This window comes from Streptomyces sp. WZ.A104 (genome assembly GCF_002382885.1).
Lineage (GTDB): Bacteria > Actinomycetota > Actinomycetes > Streptomycetales > Streptomycetaceae > Streptomyces.
This window is the reverse complement of record NZ_NWVL01000038.1, coordinates 35,108-50,308: the sequence shown is the minus strand read 5'-3', so window position 1 is coordinate 50,308 and position 15,201 is coordinate 35,108. Positions and strand designations below refer to the sequence as shown.

General features: G+C 71.4%; 12 protein-coding genes. 3 read left to right on the top strand and 9 right to left on the bottom strand.

Annotation, left to right across the window (positions count from 1 at the left end):
- Positions 1-44 precede the first annotated feature (44 nt).
- Positions 45-1,049 (top strand): NAD(P)H-quinone oxidoreductase, encoded by a 1,005-nt coding sequence (locus CIB93_RS20900; RefSeq protein WP_096628851.1) that lies wholly within the window; start codon positions 45-47, stop codon positions 1,047-1,049.
- A 186-nt stretch (positions 1,050-1,235) separates the two neighbouring features.
- Here the strand turns inward: CIB93_RS20900 and CIB93_RS20895 are convergent, their stop codons facing one another.
- From CIB93_RS20895 to CIB93_RS20870, 6 genes are all read right to left on the bottom strand, one after another.
- Complete coding sequence (locus tag CIB93_RS20895) at positions 1,236-1,784, bottom strand: bacterial proteasome activator family protein (protein WP_096628849.1); 549 nt, start codon at positions 1,782-1,784, stop codon at positions 1,236-1,238.
- A gap of 153 nt (positions 1,785-1,937) precedes the next feature.
- On the bottom strand, positions 1,938-4,796 hold the full coding sequence (locus CIB93_RS20890) for an FtsX-like permease family protein (RefSeq protein ID WP_096628848.1): 2,859 nt from the start codon (positions 4,794-4,796) through the stop codon (positions 1,938-1,940).
- Positions 4,793-5,575 carry an ABC transporter ATP-binding protein gene (locus tag CIB93_RS20885; RefSeq protein ID WP_096628846.1) on the bottom strand — a complete coding sequence of 261 codons (783 nt, stop codon included), beginning with the start codon at positions 5,573-5,575 and terminating at the stop codon, positions 4,793-4,795. Before CIB93_RS20885 ends, CIB93_RS20890 begins: the two co-directional genes overlap by 4 nt.
- A 182-nt stretch (positions 5,576-5,757) precedes the next feature.
- A complete protein-coding gene (locus tag CIB93_RS20880; protein WP_096628845.1) occupies positions 5,758-6,381 on the bottom strand; it encodes a PadR family transcriptional regulator in 624 nt (207 codons plus the stop codon).
- A gap of 70 nt (positions 6,382-6,451) precedes the next feature.
- Positions 6,452-6,784, bottom strand: coding sequence for a hypothetical protein (locus tag CIB93_RS38965; protein ID WP_096628843.1), 333 nt, complete (start codon positions 6,782-6,784; stop codon positions 6,452-6,454).
- A gap of 754 nt (positions 6,785-7,538) precedes the next feature.
- The gene (locus CIB93_RS20870; protein ID WP_096628842.1) at positions 7,539-9,188 is read right to left on the bottom strand and encodes a protein kinase; all 1,650 of its coding nucleotides are present in this window, start codon (positions 9,186-9,188) and stop codon (positions 7,539-7,541) included.
- A gap of 313 nt (positions 9,189-9,501) precedes the next feature.
- Here CIB93_RS20870 and CIB93_RS20865 point away from each other — a divergent pair, with 313 nt between their 5' ends.
- The gene (locus CIB93_RS20865) at positions 9,502-11,106 is read left to right on the top strand and encodes a protein kinase (RefSeq protein ID WP_096628840.1); all 1,605 of its coding nucleotides are present in this window, start codon (positions 9,502-9,504) and stop codon (positions 11,104-11,106) included.
- A 128-nt stretch (positions 11,107-11,234) separates the two neighbouring features.
- Here the strand turns inward: CIB93_RS20865 and CIB93_RS20860 are convergent, their stop codons facing one another.
- The 3 genes from CIB93_RS20860 to CIB93_RS20850 all read right to left on the bottom strand — a co-directional run bounded on the left by CIB93_RS20860 (position 11,235) and on the right by CIB93_RS20850 (position 13,689).
- Positions 11,235-12,266, bottom strand: a complete 1,032-nt coding sequence (locus CIB93_RS20860; protein ID WP_096628839.1) for a phosphotransferase — start codon at positions 12,264-12,266, stop codon at positions 11,235-11,237.
- Between the two features lie 147 nt (positions 12,267-12,413).
- Positions 12,414-12,866, bottom strand: a complete 453-nt coding sequence (locus tag CIB93_RS20855; protein WP_096628837.1) for a pyridoxamine 5'-phosphate oxidase family protein — start codon at positions 12,864-12,866, stop codon at positions 12,414-12,416.
- 163 nt (positions 12,867-13,029) lie between these two features.
- Entirely contained in the window at positions 13,030-13,689 is a 660-nt protein-coding gene (locus tag CIB93_RS20850; protein ID WP_096628885.1) for a response regulator transcription factor, read from the bottom strand.
- 349 nt (positions 13,690-14,038) lie between these two features.
- On the opposite strand from CIB93_RS20850, the gene pdhA reads away from it, so the two are divergent.
- Positions 14,039-15,199, top strand: a complete 1,161-nt coding sequence (gene pdhA, locus CIB93_RS20845; RefSeq protein ID WP_096628836.1) for a pyruvate dehydrogenase (acetyl-transferring) E1 component subunit alpha — start codon at positions 14,039-14,041, stop codon at positions 15,197-15,199.
- The last annotated feature ends 2 nt before the right edge of the window (positions 15,200-15,201 follow it).

Below are 15,201 nucleotides of genomic sequence, written 5' to 3'. Positions count from 1 at the left end.
CCAGGTGCCGCTGGAGCGAGCGCGGCGAGAGTAGCCTCGCGGCCATGCATGCGATCACGATCCCCGAACCCGGTGGCCCCGAGGCACTCGTGTGGGCCGAGGTGCCCGATCCCGTACCCGGCGAGGGCGAGGTCCTCGTCGAGGTCGTCTCCAGCGCCGTGAACCGCGCCGACGTGCTCCAGCGGCAGGGCTTCTACAACCCGCCGCCCGGTGCCTCGCCCTACCCCGGTCTGGAATGCGCGGGCCGTATCGCCGCGCTCGGTCCGGGGGTGAACGGATGGGCGGTCGGCGACGAGGTGTGCGCGCTGCTGGCGGGCGGCGGCTACGCGGAGAAGGTCGCCGTACCGGTGGGCCAGCTCCTCCCCGTACCGGAGGGCGTCGGTCTGGTGGAGGCCGCGGCGCTGCCCGAAGTGACAGCGACGGTCTGGTCGAACTTGTTCATGGTTTCTCACCTCCGGCCCGGCGAGACGGTGTTGATCCACGGCGGTTCCAGCGGGATCGGCACGATGGCCATCCAGCTGGCGAAGGCGGTCGGCGCGCGGGTCGTCGTCACGGCGGGCAGTCCGGACAAGCTCGCCCGCTGCGCGGAGCTCGGCGCGGACATCCTCATCAACTACCGCGAGCAGGACTTCGTCGAGGAACTGCGTGAGAACACCGCCGGGGCGGGGGCCGACGTCATCCTGGACATCGTCGGCGCCAAGTACCTGGACCGGAACGTGCAGGCGCTCGCCGTGAACGGCCGCCTCGCGATCATCGGCCTCCAGGGCGGGGTCAAGGGGGAGCTCAACCTCGGCGCACTGCTGACCAAGCGGGCCGCCGTCACCGCCACATCCCTGCGGGGCCGCCCGCTCGGCGAGAAGGCCGCCATCGTGGCCGCCGTACGCGAGCACGTGTGGCCGCTGATCGGCGGCGGGGTGGTCCGGCCCGTCGTGGACCGTACGGTGCCGATGGAGGACGCCGCCGAGGCGCACCGCGTGCTCGAATCCAGCACGCACATCGGCAAGGTGCTGCTCGCCGCGCCGAAGGCCTGGGCAGCGTCTCGCACCTGAGCGGGCCGACCGCGTAGAGCGGGGCCCGGCACACGCCGTCAGGTGTGTGCCGGGCCCCGCTCGGTCGCTACGGCTGATACGGATCGCTGATTCGGACCGCTACGGACCGCTGCTACGGACCGCTACGGATCGCGGACGAGGGGCTTCGGGGCTGATAGGGGCTACAGAGGCGGATACGGGTTCGGGTTACAGATACGGGCCCGAGCGGATCGGGCCGTGCGGGTCCCCGCCGCCTTCCTCGTCCTCGTGGCCCATCCCGGGCGGCAGCGCGCGGCGCATCTGCTCCAGCTGGGCGCGGGCCGCCATCTGCTGGGCGAACAGCGCCGTCTGGATGCCGTGGAAGAGGCCTTCCAGCCAGCCCACGAGCTGGGCCTGCGCGATCCGCAACTCGGCCTCTGAGGGTACCGACTCATCGGTGAACGGCAGGGAGAGCCGCTCCAACTCCTCGACCAGCTCGGGGGCCAGACCGTCCTCCAGCTCCTTCACGGAACTGGCGTGGATCTCCTTGAGCCTGACCCGGCTCGCCTCGTCGAGAGGAGCCGCCCTGACCTCTTCCAGAAGCTGCTTGATCATGCTGCCGATGCGCATGACCTTCGCGGGTTGTTCCACCATTTCTGTCACCGGGACCTCGCGCGACTCGTCGTCACTGGCACCGCCGCCGATAGCCATTCCGTCCTGGCCCACGACAAGGACCTGCGGATGCTCCTGCGACCGGTCATTCCTCGGCATTTCCATGCCGCCATTGTCTCGCACACGTGCCGTACACCACGGTGGTGCCCCCGGAAGTGGATGATCCACCGTCTCCAGGGGCACCGAAACGCGTCGTGTGTCCGCCCGGTGTCCCGTGACCGCCTGGCGTCCTGTGACCGCCCGGCGTCCCGGGCCGGTTCAGCCCGCGCGCCGGGCCAGCGTCAGTCGGGAGCTGGTGAGGGCGGCGGCGAGCAGCCCCGCCAGCACCGGGACGACCAGGGCGAGCAGCCCGATCGTCTCCCACGGCATCACGATCGGGGTGTACGCCGATTCCATCGGGTTGTCCCGCATGCCCGCCAGCGCTTCGCGCAGATCGGTCAGCCGCAGGGCGACCGCGGGCACGATGCCCGCCACCGTACCGAGCAGCACCCCGGTCAGGGCCACGACCAGACACTGGAAGCCGGACAGGGAGCGCCGTACGCCCGGGGGCGCTCCCACCGCGCTGAGCGTGGTGAGGTCGGCCTCCGCGTCGGCCTTGGACAGCCCGGTCGTGATGGCCGCGGCGCCCAGCGTCACCACTCCGGCGAAGAGGGCGAGGATCAGCAGGATCGTGTCGTCCTCCGACCGGGACATCTCGTCGGCGGTCATCACGTACGCGCTGTGCCCCGTTTGTTCGATCGCCGCGCTGACCTTCTGCCGCTCGGCGTCCGTCGGGTTGCGGTTGAGCTTGTAGAGGCTGCCGTAGTCCTCGGTGTGCAGGCCGAGCCTGTCCGCGGTCTTCTGCGGCATGATCACCCGGATGCCCGGGGTCGCCGCGTAACTGTCCGGCGCGACGTACACCTTCAGCCGGTCCGTGGTGGTGCGGGCCTCGCCGGGGTGCTGCGCGCGGTTCTTCTTGTCGCGGTCGTTGTAGGTGTGGACGGCCTTGAGGGTGATCTCGCCGTTCTTCGCGTACGCCGAGTTGAGCAGGACGGGTGTGCCCGCGGCCAGGGCCTTGGCCGCCGCCGGGTCGTCGAGCTTCACGTAGGAGTCGAGCAGCGCGGCGTCCCCGACGACGATCTTGCTGTCGTCGGTGCCGAACGCGACCATGGTGTAGTCGGCGTCCATGCAGGCGGGGGAGTTCATCAGCCGCTTGTGCTCGTCGGCCGAGAGCCGCAGGGCGAGTTCCTTGGCGCCCTTGCCCTGGAGCGGGCAGGAGTGGCCCTTTCCGGTGGGCTTGACGATTTCGAGGGTGCCGCAGCCGTCCTCCTCCTCGTAGTACACCGAGCAGTCGCTCCCCGCCCAGACCCGTGCGATGTCGGCCTTCCCGCCGCCGACCGGGTAGTTCTGCTCCACGGCGGCCCGCATTCGGGGCAGGTCGGCCTTTTCCTCGACGCCCGTGGACATCAGCGCGGCGGTGCCGGGTGTGAGGTTGGGTATGTGGTCGTACGCCTGCTCCGCCGCATGGCTGCTGGTGTACGTGGCGATGGCGATGCTGCCCGCGACGGCCGCCATGACGGCGGCGACGGCGGGGGCGGTACGGCCCCGGTTGCGGGCGGCGTCGCGCAGGGCGATCCGGGGTGTCAACGGCAGTCGGCGGCCGAGCCGGCCGAGGAAGCCGACGATCACCGGGATGCAGCCGAGGACGCCCAGTTCCGCGAGGACGGATCCCCCGGCGACCAGGTTGATCTCACCGCTGACGCCGCCGACGACCGCCAGGGCGACTCCGATACCGAGCGCGATGACGCCGATGACGGGCAGCACACGGGAGCTGCGGCGGGTGCCGCGCCGCCCGGTGAGGGACTCCAGGACGGGCTGCCGGCCGGCCACGATCGCCGGGGCGAGCGCGGCGAGGACGCCGGTGACCAGGCCGAGGACGGCGATGCCGAGGATCTCCCAGGGCCGCACGGTCAGTTCCCCGAAGCGGTTGCCGGTGTAGTCCTCGATCATCGGGCGGAACAGGGCGGTGAGTCCGAACCCGGCGCCCACGCCGACCACGGCGCCGATCCCGCCGAGCACCGCGCCGCCCGCGAGCACCACGGCCCGGACCTGACTCCGGCTTCCGCCGCACGAACCGACCAGGCCCAGCTGCCTGCGCGAACGGCGGGCGCCCACGGCGAACGCCGGACCGGCCAGCAGCACGATCTCCAGCATGGCCATGGCCGCCACGGTGACGGCCGCCGCGGTCATCGCCGCACCCCCGTCGTCCCAGCCGTACATGTCCGCGGCCATGGGGACCTCGGAGTCCGGCGGCGGGTTCAGGGCGACCTGGCGGGACATCACCACGACGCCCCTCTCGTTGGCGGCAAGCACGTCCTGCCAGGTCACGCCCGCACCGGCCGGGCCCTGGACCAGCCACTTCCTGCTGTTCGCCTGGGGCGGCAGGATCTCCTTGTCGCGGTCGGCGGCCTTCTGCCACGGGGCGATGACCGCGCCCGGGGCGGCGAACAGGGACTCGTCGCGCAGATCCGCGGGCAGTTCCACCGCACCGGTGATGGTGTAGCCCAGCTGGGGACCGCGCACGGTGACCCGGTCGCCGACGGAAAGGCCGGACGCCTCGATGAAGGCGTCGGTCGCCGCGATCTCGTCCTTGGCCTGCGGGAACGCGCCGTCGGTCAGTTCGACCCGGCCACGCAGCATCGGGTCGGCGACACGCAGTTCGGTGATCTGGGTGTCGGTGACACCATGACGGGTCGTCACGGAGGCTGGCGCGGACTGCTCGGTGAGGAACCGAGAGCCCTTGGGGAAGCTCGCCGGTACGTCGACGGGCTTGCGCTCGTCCCCGGGAAGCGGGTCCGGGGAGTCCTCGGGCGGCTGCCACGTGAAACCGTCGGGCATCTGTTGCAGCCGGACCGGGCCCATCCCCGGATCTGTGAAGCGGGCGTCGGCCGAGCCGAGGTCCGCCGTCAGTTTCTCCGCCTTGGTGGGCAGAGCGCTGCGGTACGTCAGGTCGGCGGCGGTCACACCGAGGACCGGCAGGGCGATCATCGTGACGACCAGGGCGCTGCGTCCCTTGGACCGCAGGGCGTCGCGCCTGGCTATGCGGAAGGCGGCGCGCCATCCGGAGAAGACGCTCACTTGGCGCCCTCGGCGGTGTTGGCGGCGAGCAGCGAGTCGGGCCCGGTGGTCAGCGTCTGGTCGACGATCGAACCGTCGCGGAGGAACACGACCCGGTCGGCCCAGGCCGCGTACCGGGGCTCATGGGTCACCATGACTCCGGCCGCGCCCTGGTCGCAGCGGGTGCGCAGCAGGGCGAGGACGGCCTCGCCGGTCTCGGAGTCGAGTGCGCCGGTGGGCTCGTCGGCGAGCACGAGGCGCCGGTCGCCGACGAGGGCGCGGGCGATGGCGACGCGCTGCTGCTGGCCCCCGGACATCTCGTCGGGGAAGCGGTCGGCGATCGCCTCCAGCTTCATCTCGGACAGTGCGGCGAGGGCCTCCTTGCGGGCCTTGCGCACGGAGACCCCGTCGAGTTCGCGGGGCAGCGCGATGTTCTCGGCGGCGGTCAGGGCGGGGATCAGGTTGTAGTCCTGGAAGACGTAGCCGACGCTGCGGCGGCGCAGGGCGGCCATCCCCTTGGGGCCGAGGGAGGCGATGTCCTGGCCCTCGATGACGACCTGGCCGCTCGTGGCGGTGTCGAGCCCACCGGCCAGGGTCAGCAGGGTGGACTTGCCGGAGCCGGAGGGCCCCATCACGGCGACCAGCTCACCCGGGTGCACGGCGAGGTTGATCCCGCGCAGGGCGTGCACCTCGGCGATGCCGGATCCGTGGGTACGGGTCAGCGCCCGCAGTTCGAGTACGGGGTCACCGTCGGGCGTCCCGGAAGACGACTGTGCCGGTGTCGTGACGGGCGAGGACATGGTGGGTGGTTCCCCCTAGGAACGCGTGAACGGCAGGGTGCGGCATGAACCGCACGGCCAGGTGTGGGTGGCGGCGACCCGGACCGGTGCGCCGGGCGGTGTTGGTGGCAACCGGGACCGGTACCGCCGGGCGGTGGAGGCGGTGACGGTGGTGGAGGCGGTGACGGTGGTGGCGGCGGGCCTCAGCGCCGGGTCCGGACCCGCTCGGCCAGTGCGCGGGCCGGGCCGCGGGTCGCCGCAGTGCCGGGCTCGGGCGAGGGCTCGGTTGCAGCGGCCTCGGCGAGCCGGACGAGTCGGGACTCGCAGTGGTCGAGCCAGCGGGCCTCGGCCTCCGCCTGGAAGATCAGCTGCTCGACGACGAGGAGCCAGGCGACCTCGTCCCGGTTGGCCGGGACGTCGGCCAGGGCCTGGGCCTTGAGCCGGGTGTAGTCCTGCATCGCCTTGAGGGTGTGGTGGCGCTGGGACTGGATGACCTCACGGATGTCGACACCCGGGGCTCCCACGGCCATGGCGAGCTTGATGGCCAGTTCGTCGCGGGGCGGGTTGGTGCGGTCCACCGGGGTCTCGAACCAGCTGCGCAGCTCGGTCCGGCCCTCGTCGGTGATCGCGTAGAGGTCGTGTCCGGCGTCGTCCGCACCGTCCTGGACGACCATGCCGTCACGCTCCAGACGGCTGAGCGTCGTATAGACCTGCCCGACGTTCAGGGGCCAGGTGGAGCCGGTGCGCGACTCGAACTCGGTGCGGAGCTGTGAGCCGTAACGGGGACCCCGTTCCAGCAGGGCCAGCAGCCCGTGGCGGATAGACATACTGAGTATGTATACCGAGTATGTCGGTGCTGGCAAGTGGCTCCGCCCTCAGCCCCGGGAGGGGTGACGCTCAGGTCGCGCGGCGCATACGGAATGCGAGGAAGCCGAGCCCCAGACCGATCAGGGCGATGCCCGTCCCCAGCGAGAGCTGCTGCACCTGCCTTACGGCCGCGGCGTCCAGCGCCCGGCCGGCCCGCTGTCCCGGATCGGTGAACGCGTCGGGCGGCGGAGTGAATACGGGCAGCTCAGCGCCGTCGTCGGCGATCTGCTCGGCCTCGCCGTTCTCTTCCGCCCCGATCGGGCTCTCGACCCGTGCGAGCTCCAACGGCGTCAGCGAACGCCCGGGACGCGCCTTCCCCGCCCCGGCCTCGCGTCCGGCCAGGGGGGCGGACGAGCCGGTCACCTCGGGAGAAGCGGAAGCGGACGTGGAAGTGGAAGTGGAGGGGGAAGTCGAGGGGGACGTGGAGGGCGAGTCGGACGCGGAGGGGGCGACGGCATCGGACGGCCCGGCCTCGGGCCCCGCTGGGGCTCCGGAACCCCGGAGGCCGGACAAGGGCGGGGGCGGAGTCGAAGGGGGCGCGGGAGGGGACCCCGACCCCGTCGGGAGGGGCGTTGTGGAAGAGGCAGAGGCGGACGGGGCGACGGACGCGCCCACGGCGGGGACCGACGCCCGGAGGGAGGGGGCGGTCAACGACGGACCGTCGGCTGCCGGTGCTGCCGGTGCTGCCAGGGCTGGTGCGACAGGTGCTGCTGGTGCTGCCGACGCTGCTGCTGCCAGTGCTGGTGCTGCTGCTGTCGAAGGCGAGCCTGCCGCCGATTCCGGCACGGACGACGGACCATCGGCCGTCGCTGCCGTCACCGACGCCGCTGCCGCCGACGACCCGTGGGCGGGCCCGCCCAGCGGCCCCAGAGCCGCACCGGCCGCCGCCATCAGACAGACCGCGCACCTCGATGCCCACGCGGCCGGAAGTCCTGGAGCCATGAGATCAGCGTCACATGGGCCCCTCCATCCGGCATCCCGGATGCGGTATCCGGAATTCCGAGGCCGTCGCTGGTCCATGAAGAGCTACGCGAAAGGCAGACAAGGCCCCACAATGATCAGAACGGCGATCAGAAACGAGCAGTGCCGCCGAGCCGCGACACCCGACCGCCCGAGGTCAGGAGGCCCTGCCCGTGGAGACCTTCAGCTCGAAGTGGGCGCCGCGCTCGTCGACGGCCGCACCCGGGGACGGGAACTGGCCGACGACCTGGTCCTCGGCGTAGGTGTTGCCCGTCTCCTCGATCACCTTGATCGTCCAGCCCGCGGCGGCCGCGCACGACTTCGCCGACAGGATGTCCTTGTAGACGAACCTCGGCGCGCGGACCTTCTTCGGGTCGTTGGAGTCCTCGGAGGCGTTCGAGCACTCCGTTTCCTTCATCGTGCGGTTGCGCTCCGGCGGGCGGTAGCCCTCGTCCGTCGACTCGCTGGTGCCCGGGTCGCCGTCCTTGCCCGCCTGGTCGTCCTTGCCGCCCTGGAGGGCGATCGCGGTGATCAGGCCGCCGACGGCGAGCAGCGCGACGACGATCGAGCCGACGACGACCGGCATATTCCGCTTGGAACCGCCGCCGGGGCCGCCGACGGACGTCGTGTGCTGCGGGTTGATCGTGTACGGCGGCGGGGTCTGGTGGGCCAGCGGGCCCGGGGTCGGGTAGCCCTGGGCCTGGCCCGCCTGCGGGTAGCCGTAGCTCGGCGTGGGCGCCGGGGTCGGCTGGTTGTACGGGCCGGACTGGTGGGGCTGCTGGGGCGGGTGGGGCTGATACGGCGTCTGGACGCTCTGGGGGGCCGGGGTGGCCTGGTCGACCGGCGGGAACACCGCCGAGCCGACGCCCGAGCCGCTGCTGGCGGGTCCACCGCCCGCCACGATCATCGGGGCGCCGGTCTGCCCGCCGGAGGCGTTCAGCACGCGGGCGACCTCGTCGCGCATCGCCGCGGCGCTGGGGAAGCGCTCGTTCGGGTTCTTCTTGAGCGCGCGGGCGACGAGGGCGTCCATCGCCGGGGTGACCGACCGATTGATGCTGGACGGCGCGACCGGCTCCTCCTGCACATGCGCGTACGCGATGGCGAGCGGCGAGTCCGCGTCGAACGGGATCCGGCCGGTGAGCAGCTGGAAGAGCATGATGCCCACCGAATACAGGTCGGACCGGGCGTCGACGCCGCGGCCGAGGGCCTGCTCGGGGGAGAGGTACTGCGGGGTGCCCACGACCATGCCGGTCTGCGTCATGGAGGTGACGCCGGACTGCATGGCCCGGGCGATGCCGAAGTCCATGACCTTCACGACGCCGCGCTTGGTCATCATCACGTTGCCGGGCTTGATGTCCCGGTGGACCAGGCCCATCTCGTGGCTGGTCTCCAGCGCGGCGAGGACGTCCGCCGTCACCTTCAGCGCCTTGTCGGCGGGCATCGCGCCGTGACTCTGGATGTCGGAGGCCAGGACCGAGCCGAGCGGCTGGCCCTCGACGTACTCCATGACGATGTACGGCATCAGCGCACCGCCGAGCTCGTCCTCGCCGGTGTCGAAGACGGAGACGATGTTGGTGTGCTGGAGCTTGGCGACGGCCTGCGCCTCGCGCCGGAAGCGCTCGCGGAAGGACTGCTCGCGGCCGAGCTCGGTGTGCAGGGTCTTGATCGCGACCTGGCGGTCGAGCGCGGAGTCGTAGGCCAGGTAGACGGACGCCATCCCGCCTTCGCCGAGCAGGTCGCGCAGCTGGTAGCGGCCACCCGCGACCGCCCCGCCCGCGTAGCGGCCCTGTGCGCCGTCCTGGCTCATGACTTGCATCCCCCTCGGCGGCGCGCAGGCACGCGATGTGCGGTGCACGCGATGTTCCCTAATTACGCGCCAAGTCTGCCCGAGGGGTCTGACACGTCAAGCCGGGTGCCCGTTCCGTGACCCTAAGCACAAGAAGCGTCTCGGAAGCGTTACAGGAAACGCATCAAATTCAGGTGTAGGGCGCGCCGGGCGGTCGGATGATCGGCCCGGGACGGAACCGGGGTGTCCGGCGGAGGCTGTAGCGTGACGTGGCAATGCAGCAAGGCACCGTGAGAACCCGCGGACGCGCGGACAGAAACGACGGCGAGGACTGATGGCACCCGATTCCGAAGCAAACGGCGGCGGAGTCTCGGATGGCACCGACTCCTGGGGTGTCGGCGGCGTCGTCGGCGACGGACGGTACCGGATGACCCACCGGCTCGGCCGGGGCGGCATGGCAGAGGTCTACGCGGCGGAGGACGTCCGGCTCGGACGGACGGTCGCGGTGAAGCTGCTCCGCTCCGACCTGGCCGAGGACCCGGTCTCCAAGGCCCGTTTCACCCGTGAGGCACAGTCCGTAGCGGGCCTCAACCACCACGCGATCGTCGCCGTGTACGACTCCGGCGAGGACGTCGTGGGCGGCCAGACCGTCCCGTACATCGTGATGGAGCTGGTCGAGGGCCGAACCATCCGCGATCTGCTCCTGACCGCCGAGGCCCCGCCGCCCGAGCAGGCGCTGATCATCGTCTCCGGTGTGCTGGAAGCCCTCGCCTACTCGCACCAGCACGGCATCGTGCACCGCGACATCAAGCCCGCGAACGTGATCATCACGGACTCCGGCGCGGTCAAGGTGATGGACTTCGGCATCGCCCGCGCACTGCACGGCGCGCAGTCGACGATGACCCAGACCGGCATGGTCATGGGCACACCGCAGTACCTCTCCCCCGAGCAGGCGCTCGGTAAGGCCGTCGACCACCGCTCCGACCTGTACGCCACCGGCTGCCTGCTCTACGAGCTGCTCGCGCTGCGGCCCCCGTTCACCGGCGAGACCCCGCTCTCCGTGGTCTACCAGCACGTCCAGGACATCCCGGTGCCGCCGTCCGAGGTTTCGGACGTGGTGCCGCCGGAGCTGGACGGGATGGTGATGCGCTCCCTGGCGAAGGACCCGGACGACCGGTTCCAGAGCGCCGAGGAGATGCGCGGCCTCGTCCAGTACAGCCTCCAGATGCTCCAGGTGCAGGGCGGCCACACGGGCACCTGGAACACCGGTCCCGTCGCGCTGCACGAGAGCGGCCACACCCCGTCGCACGGCATGACCGGCTCCACCCGGGCGATGGGTCACCCGATGCACGGGGACACCTCGCAGGGCCCGATCCTGCCGCCGTTCAACCCGGACGACGGGGGCTACGACGGTGGCTACGACGGTGGCCAGCGGCGTTCCGGCGGCGGGCGCGGCAAGACGTGGCTGTTCGTGGTGCTCGCGCTGATCGCGATCGGCGCCGGAGTCGCCTTCGCCCTCAACGCGGCGCAGGACAGCGGTGGCAAGGAGACGCCGACCACGCCGTCCACCTCGGTCAGCCAGTCCGAGGAGGAGCCGTCTGAGGAGCCGTCGGAGGAGCCGTCCGACGAGCCCGAGGAGCCGGACACCTCCGGCGGCGGGCAGACGCAGCCGAACCCGCCGCCGTGGACGCCGGACCCGACCCCGAGCCAGCCGTCCTTCACCCCGTCCCCGGACCCCTCGGAGCCGGACCCCGGTACGTCGGACGGCAACACCAACGAGGGCACCAGCGGGGAGCCCAGCGGTGATCCCGTCGACCCGTCCGCCGATCCCGGTACCCCGGGCGGCAACGACGGCGAGCCCGGCGGAGCCGGTGGCGGCGACGACGGCGGTACGGGAACCACGCCCGGCGCCTCGTCGGCGGGCAACGCCACCTCGTAACGCACCACCGCACCACCCTGTATGCACCAACGCACCATCCTGTGAGCCCGGCGTGCGCCCCCGATGGCGCGCGCCGGGCTCACAGCCGTCCGCACACGCGCCACCACTCACCTCACCACGCACGACCGCTACTCCGTGAAGGCGGCGCAGACCTCCTCGTACGCGCGCGTCCACCAGACCGCCAGGGCCGACACCGCGGGAAACTGCGGGTCGGCCCTGCGGTCGTCCAGGCGGTAGCGCCAGCGCAGTATCCAGAAGTCGTTGAGCCGCTCCCACCACACCCGGTGCACCGCGGCGGCCAGCTCGGCGGTCCCCGCCCCCGCCGCGCGCCGGTACGCGCGGGCGTACGCCCGTACTTTCGCGAGGTCCAGCTCCCCGGCCGGCCGGACGAAGAAGATCGCCGCGGCCCGTACGGCCTCCTCGGCGCGCGGCTGGACGTCCAGCCGGTCCCAGTCCACGATCGCGACGGGATCGGCGCCCCGGTAGAGCAGGTTCAGCGGGTGGAAGTCCCCGTGCACCCACCCGGTGGCGGGGCCGTCCGGGGCGGGCGGGCGGCGGTGGGCGTGCTGTTCGAGCAGGGCCCGGCGCTCCACCAGCCGGTGAACGGCGAGTTCGTCGAAGGCGTCGCGGGGGGTGTCCCGGCCGCCCTGCCCGCGCGCGGCGGCCAGCAGGTCGTCGATCAGCGCGAAGGTGTCGGCGGGGTCCGGGCTGCGGTGGACCGGCCGGGCGGGGCCGCTCGCGGACCCGGGGCCGTCACGCGGTGCCATCACCTGCTCCAGGCCGGTGTGGACGGTGCCCAGCAGCGTGCCGAGCCGTCGGGACTGGGCGAGGGTCAGCTCGGCGCCGACCCGGTGCAGACCGTCGACCCAGGGGTGCAGGGCGTAGCAGCGCTCGCCGATCACGGCGACGGTGTCGCCCCGGGCGTCCGTCAGGGGCGGGACGACGGGCACGCCGAGCGACTGGAGGCGTTGGGTGGCGCGGTGCTGGCGGACGATCGCGGCGCGCTCGCCGGTGGTGTCGTCCAGGTGCTTCTTGTCGAGATGGTGCTTGAGGAAGTACGCACCGCGCGTGGTGGAGACCCGGTACCCGTGGTTCAGCAGGCCCTTGGTGATCGGCTCGCAGGCGAGCGGTTCGCCCACCTCCGGGTAACGGCGCAGCACCTCGCCGACCGGAGGAACAGGCGGGCGGGTGACATATGAGCGCAGCACTTACCAGATGTTAGATCACTCTGCGTGGCCGATCGGCGGACTTGCGGTCACGGGTGCGGGTGCGCTAAGGCCTGGACAGGCCCCAGGGGCGTCCGGCGATCATGGGTGGGCGAAGTCCAGCGTGTGCTCGCTGACGAAGTGCGGGTCCACGCGGAGGTAGGCCGGTGCGAAGGGCTCCCCGTTCACGGTGAGCGGTGCGGCGCCGAACAGTTCCCGCTGCTCGGGGCAGGGGTGCACGATCTCGGCGGGGCCGGTGAACTGCACCGACCACAGGTCGCCGCCGTCGCCGGAGGACGGGTGGTTGTAGTTGTCCGCGCCGTACGCCACGACGCTCCCGTCGCACGCCTCGTGGTAGCCGAAGCCGCTGTGCATCCGCAGCAGGATGCGGCCGTCGCTCACGATGTGCCGGGCGACGGCCAGGAAGGGCAGGGCCCGCATGCTGGTGGCGAGCCGGCCGTACGGGACCCGGCCGAGCAGCTCGATCGGCTCGACCCGCTCGATCGTCCCGGTCGCGCGGGGTCCGTCGGGGGAGCCGTGGGAGTCGAAGGGCATGGGCTCCACTGTCCCCCGCCCGTAGGGACCGCGTAAGAGTCGCCTGCCCCGGGCGGCCCGGGACCAAAGTCCCCCGCGATCAAAGTCCCCCGCGATCAAAGCCCTGCGGGATCGAAGTCCCCCGCGATCAAAGTCCGACGGGACCCGTCTCCCCTGGGGAGCCTCAGCGGCGCTCGGCCTGGAGTCGCGCGACGTACGCGGCCGCCTGCGAGCGGCGCTCCATGCCCAGCTTGGACAGCAGGCTGGAGACGTAGTTCTTGATCGTCTTCTCGGCCAGGTGCAGCCGCTCCCCGATGACCCGGTTGGTCAGCCCCTCGCCGATCAGGTCCAGGATCTTGCGTTCCTGTTCGGTGAGGCCCGCCAGCTTGTCGTCGCCCTTGCCGTTGTTGCCGTCGCGCAGCCGCTCCAGCACCCGGGCGGTGGCCACCGGGTCCAGCAGGGATTTTCCGGCCGCCACGTCCCGTACGGCATTCAGCAGTTCGTTGCCGCGGATCGCCTTCAGCACATAGCCCGAGGCCCCGGCCATGATCGCGTCGAAAAGCGCCTCGTCATCGGCGTACGAGGTGAGCATCAGGCATTTGATGTTCTCGTCCAGGGAGCGGACCTCCCGGCACACCTCCACCCCGCTGCCGTCGGGCAGCCGCACGTCGAGCACCGCCACATCGGGACGCGTCGCGGGGATGCGCACCAGCGCGTCCGCGGCCGTGCCCGCCTCGCCGACCACCTCGATGTCCTCCTCGACGGAGAGGAGCTCATGGACGCCACGCCGGACGACCTCATGATCGTCGAGCAGAAATACCGTGATTTTTCCATCTTCGCGCACGATCGCAGTCTCACACACTCGCTTCTCCTCCGCTCTTCCCTGGCGCTGATCCGCGGGATAACGTGCCGTTGTTCCGGCGGCCTGCAAGGCTGTTTCCAGTGCTGTGACCAGCAGAGCTTCGCGATTTTTTCGATTTACTTGGAAATCCAAGCAAAATCGCAGGTCAGATAGGGTTTCGCAGTTATGCGATGCACTGGGTAACGTGCCTATGACAGGGCGCTCGCCGGGGCACCTGTCACGCCTGATCCCCGGCCGAGCGGCACCCACCCCGTGCACGGGTCCGGATTTCAGGCGAGCCGCACTGGTTCCCGGCAGACCCCGGGGGCCGGACCGACGGAGGAGCACGCACGTGACCGTGGAGAGCACTGCCGCCGCGCGTAAACCGCGACGCGCCAGTAAGCGGACCAGCGCCGCCAAGAAGCCGCAGAGTTCCGAGCCGCAGCTCGTACAGCTGCTGACGCCCGAGGGCGAGCGCGTCGAGCACCCGGACTACAGCATCGACCTGAGCGCCGACGAGCTGCGCGGTCTGTACCGGGACATGGTGCTCACCCGTCGCTTCGACGCCGAGGCCACCACCCTCCAGCGCCAGGGCGAGCTGGGCCTGTGGGCCTCGCTGCTCGGCCAGGAGGCCGCGCAGATCGGCAGCGGCCGGGCCCTGCGCGACGACGACTATGTCTTCCCGACCTACCGCGAGCACGGCGTGGCCTGGTGCCGCGACGTCGACCCGACCAAGCTCCTCGGTATGTTCCGCGGGGTGAACCACGGCGGCTGGGACCCGACGACCAACAACTTCCACCTGTACACGATCGTCATCGGCTCCCAGACGCTGCACGCCACCGGCTACGCCATGGGCGTCGCCAAGGACGGCGCGGACTCCGCCGTGATCGCGTATTTCGGTGACGGGGCCTCCAGCCAGGGCGACGTCGCCGAGTCGTTCACCTTCGCCACGGTCTACAACGCGCCCGTCGTCTTCTTCTGCCAGAACAACCAGTGGGCCATCTCCGAGCCCACCGAGCGCCAGACCCGCGTGCCGCTCTACCAGCGTGCGCAGGGTTACGGCTTCCCCGGCGTCCGGGTCGACGGCAACGACGTCCTGGCCTGTCTGGCCGTCACCCGCTCCGCGCTGGAGCGGGCCCGCCGCGGCGAGGGCCCGACCCTCGTCGAGGCGTTCACGTACCGCATGGGCGCGCACACCACCAACGACGACCCGACGAAGTACCGGGCCGACGAGGAGCGGGCCGCCTGGGAGGCGAAGGACCCGATCCTGCGGCTGCGCACCTACCTGGAGAAGGAGAAGCTCGCCGACGAGGCCTTCTTCGCCGCGCTGGACGAGGAGAGCGAGGCCCTCGGCAGGCGGGTACGGGAAGAGGTGCGCGGGATGCCCGACCCCGAGTCGATGGCCCTGTTCGACCATGTCTACGCCGACGGCCACCCCCTCGTCGACGAGGAACGGGCCCAGTTCGCCGCCTACCAGGCATCGTTCGCCGACTCTGCCGAGGAGGGCAAGTAGCC

Excerpts from the sequence above, each read along its gene's own strand:
- CIB93_RS20900 (WP_096628851.1), top strand. The coding sequence starts at position 45 with ATGCATGCGATCACGATCCCCGAACCCGGTGGCCCCGAGGCACTCGTG.
- CIB93_RS20895 (WP_096628849.1), bottom strand. The coding sequence starts at position 1,784 with ATGGAAATGCCGAGGAATGACCGGTCGCAGGAGCATCCGCAGGTCCTT.
- CIB93_RS20885 (WP_096628846.1), bottom strand. The coding sequence starts at position 5,575 with ATGTCCTCGCCCGTCACGACACCGGCACAGTCGTCTTCCGGGACGCCC.
- CIB93_RS20880 (WP_096628845.1), bottom strand. The coding sequence starts at position 6,381 with ATGTCTATCCGCCACGGGCTGCTGGCCCTGCTGGAACGGGGTCCCCGT.
- CIB93_RS20870 (WP_096628842.1), bottom strand. The coding sequence starts at position 9,188 with ATGAGCCAGGACGGCGCACAGGGCCGCTACGCGGGCGGGGCGGTCGCG.
- CIB93_RS20865 (WP_096628840.1), top strand. The coding sequence starts at position 9,502 with ATGGCACCCGATTCCGAAGCAAACGGCGGCGGAGTCTCGGATGGCACC.
- CIB93_RS20855 (WP_096628837.1), bottom strand. The coding sequence starts at position 12,866 with ATGCCCTTCGACTCCCACGGCTCCCCCGACGGACCCCGCGCGACCGGG.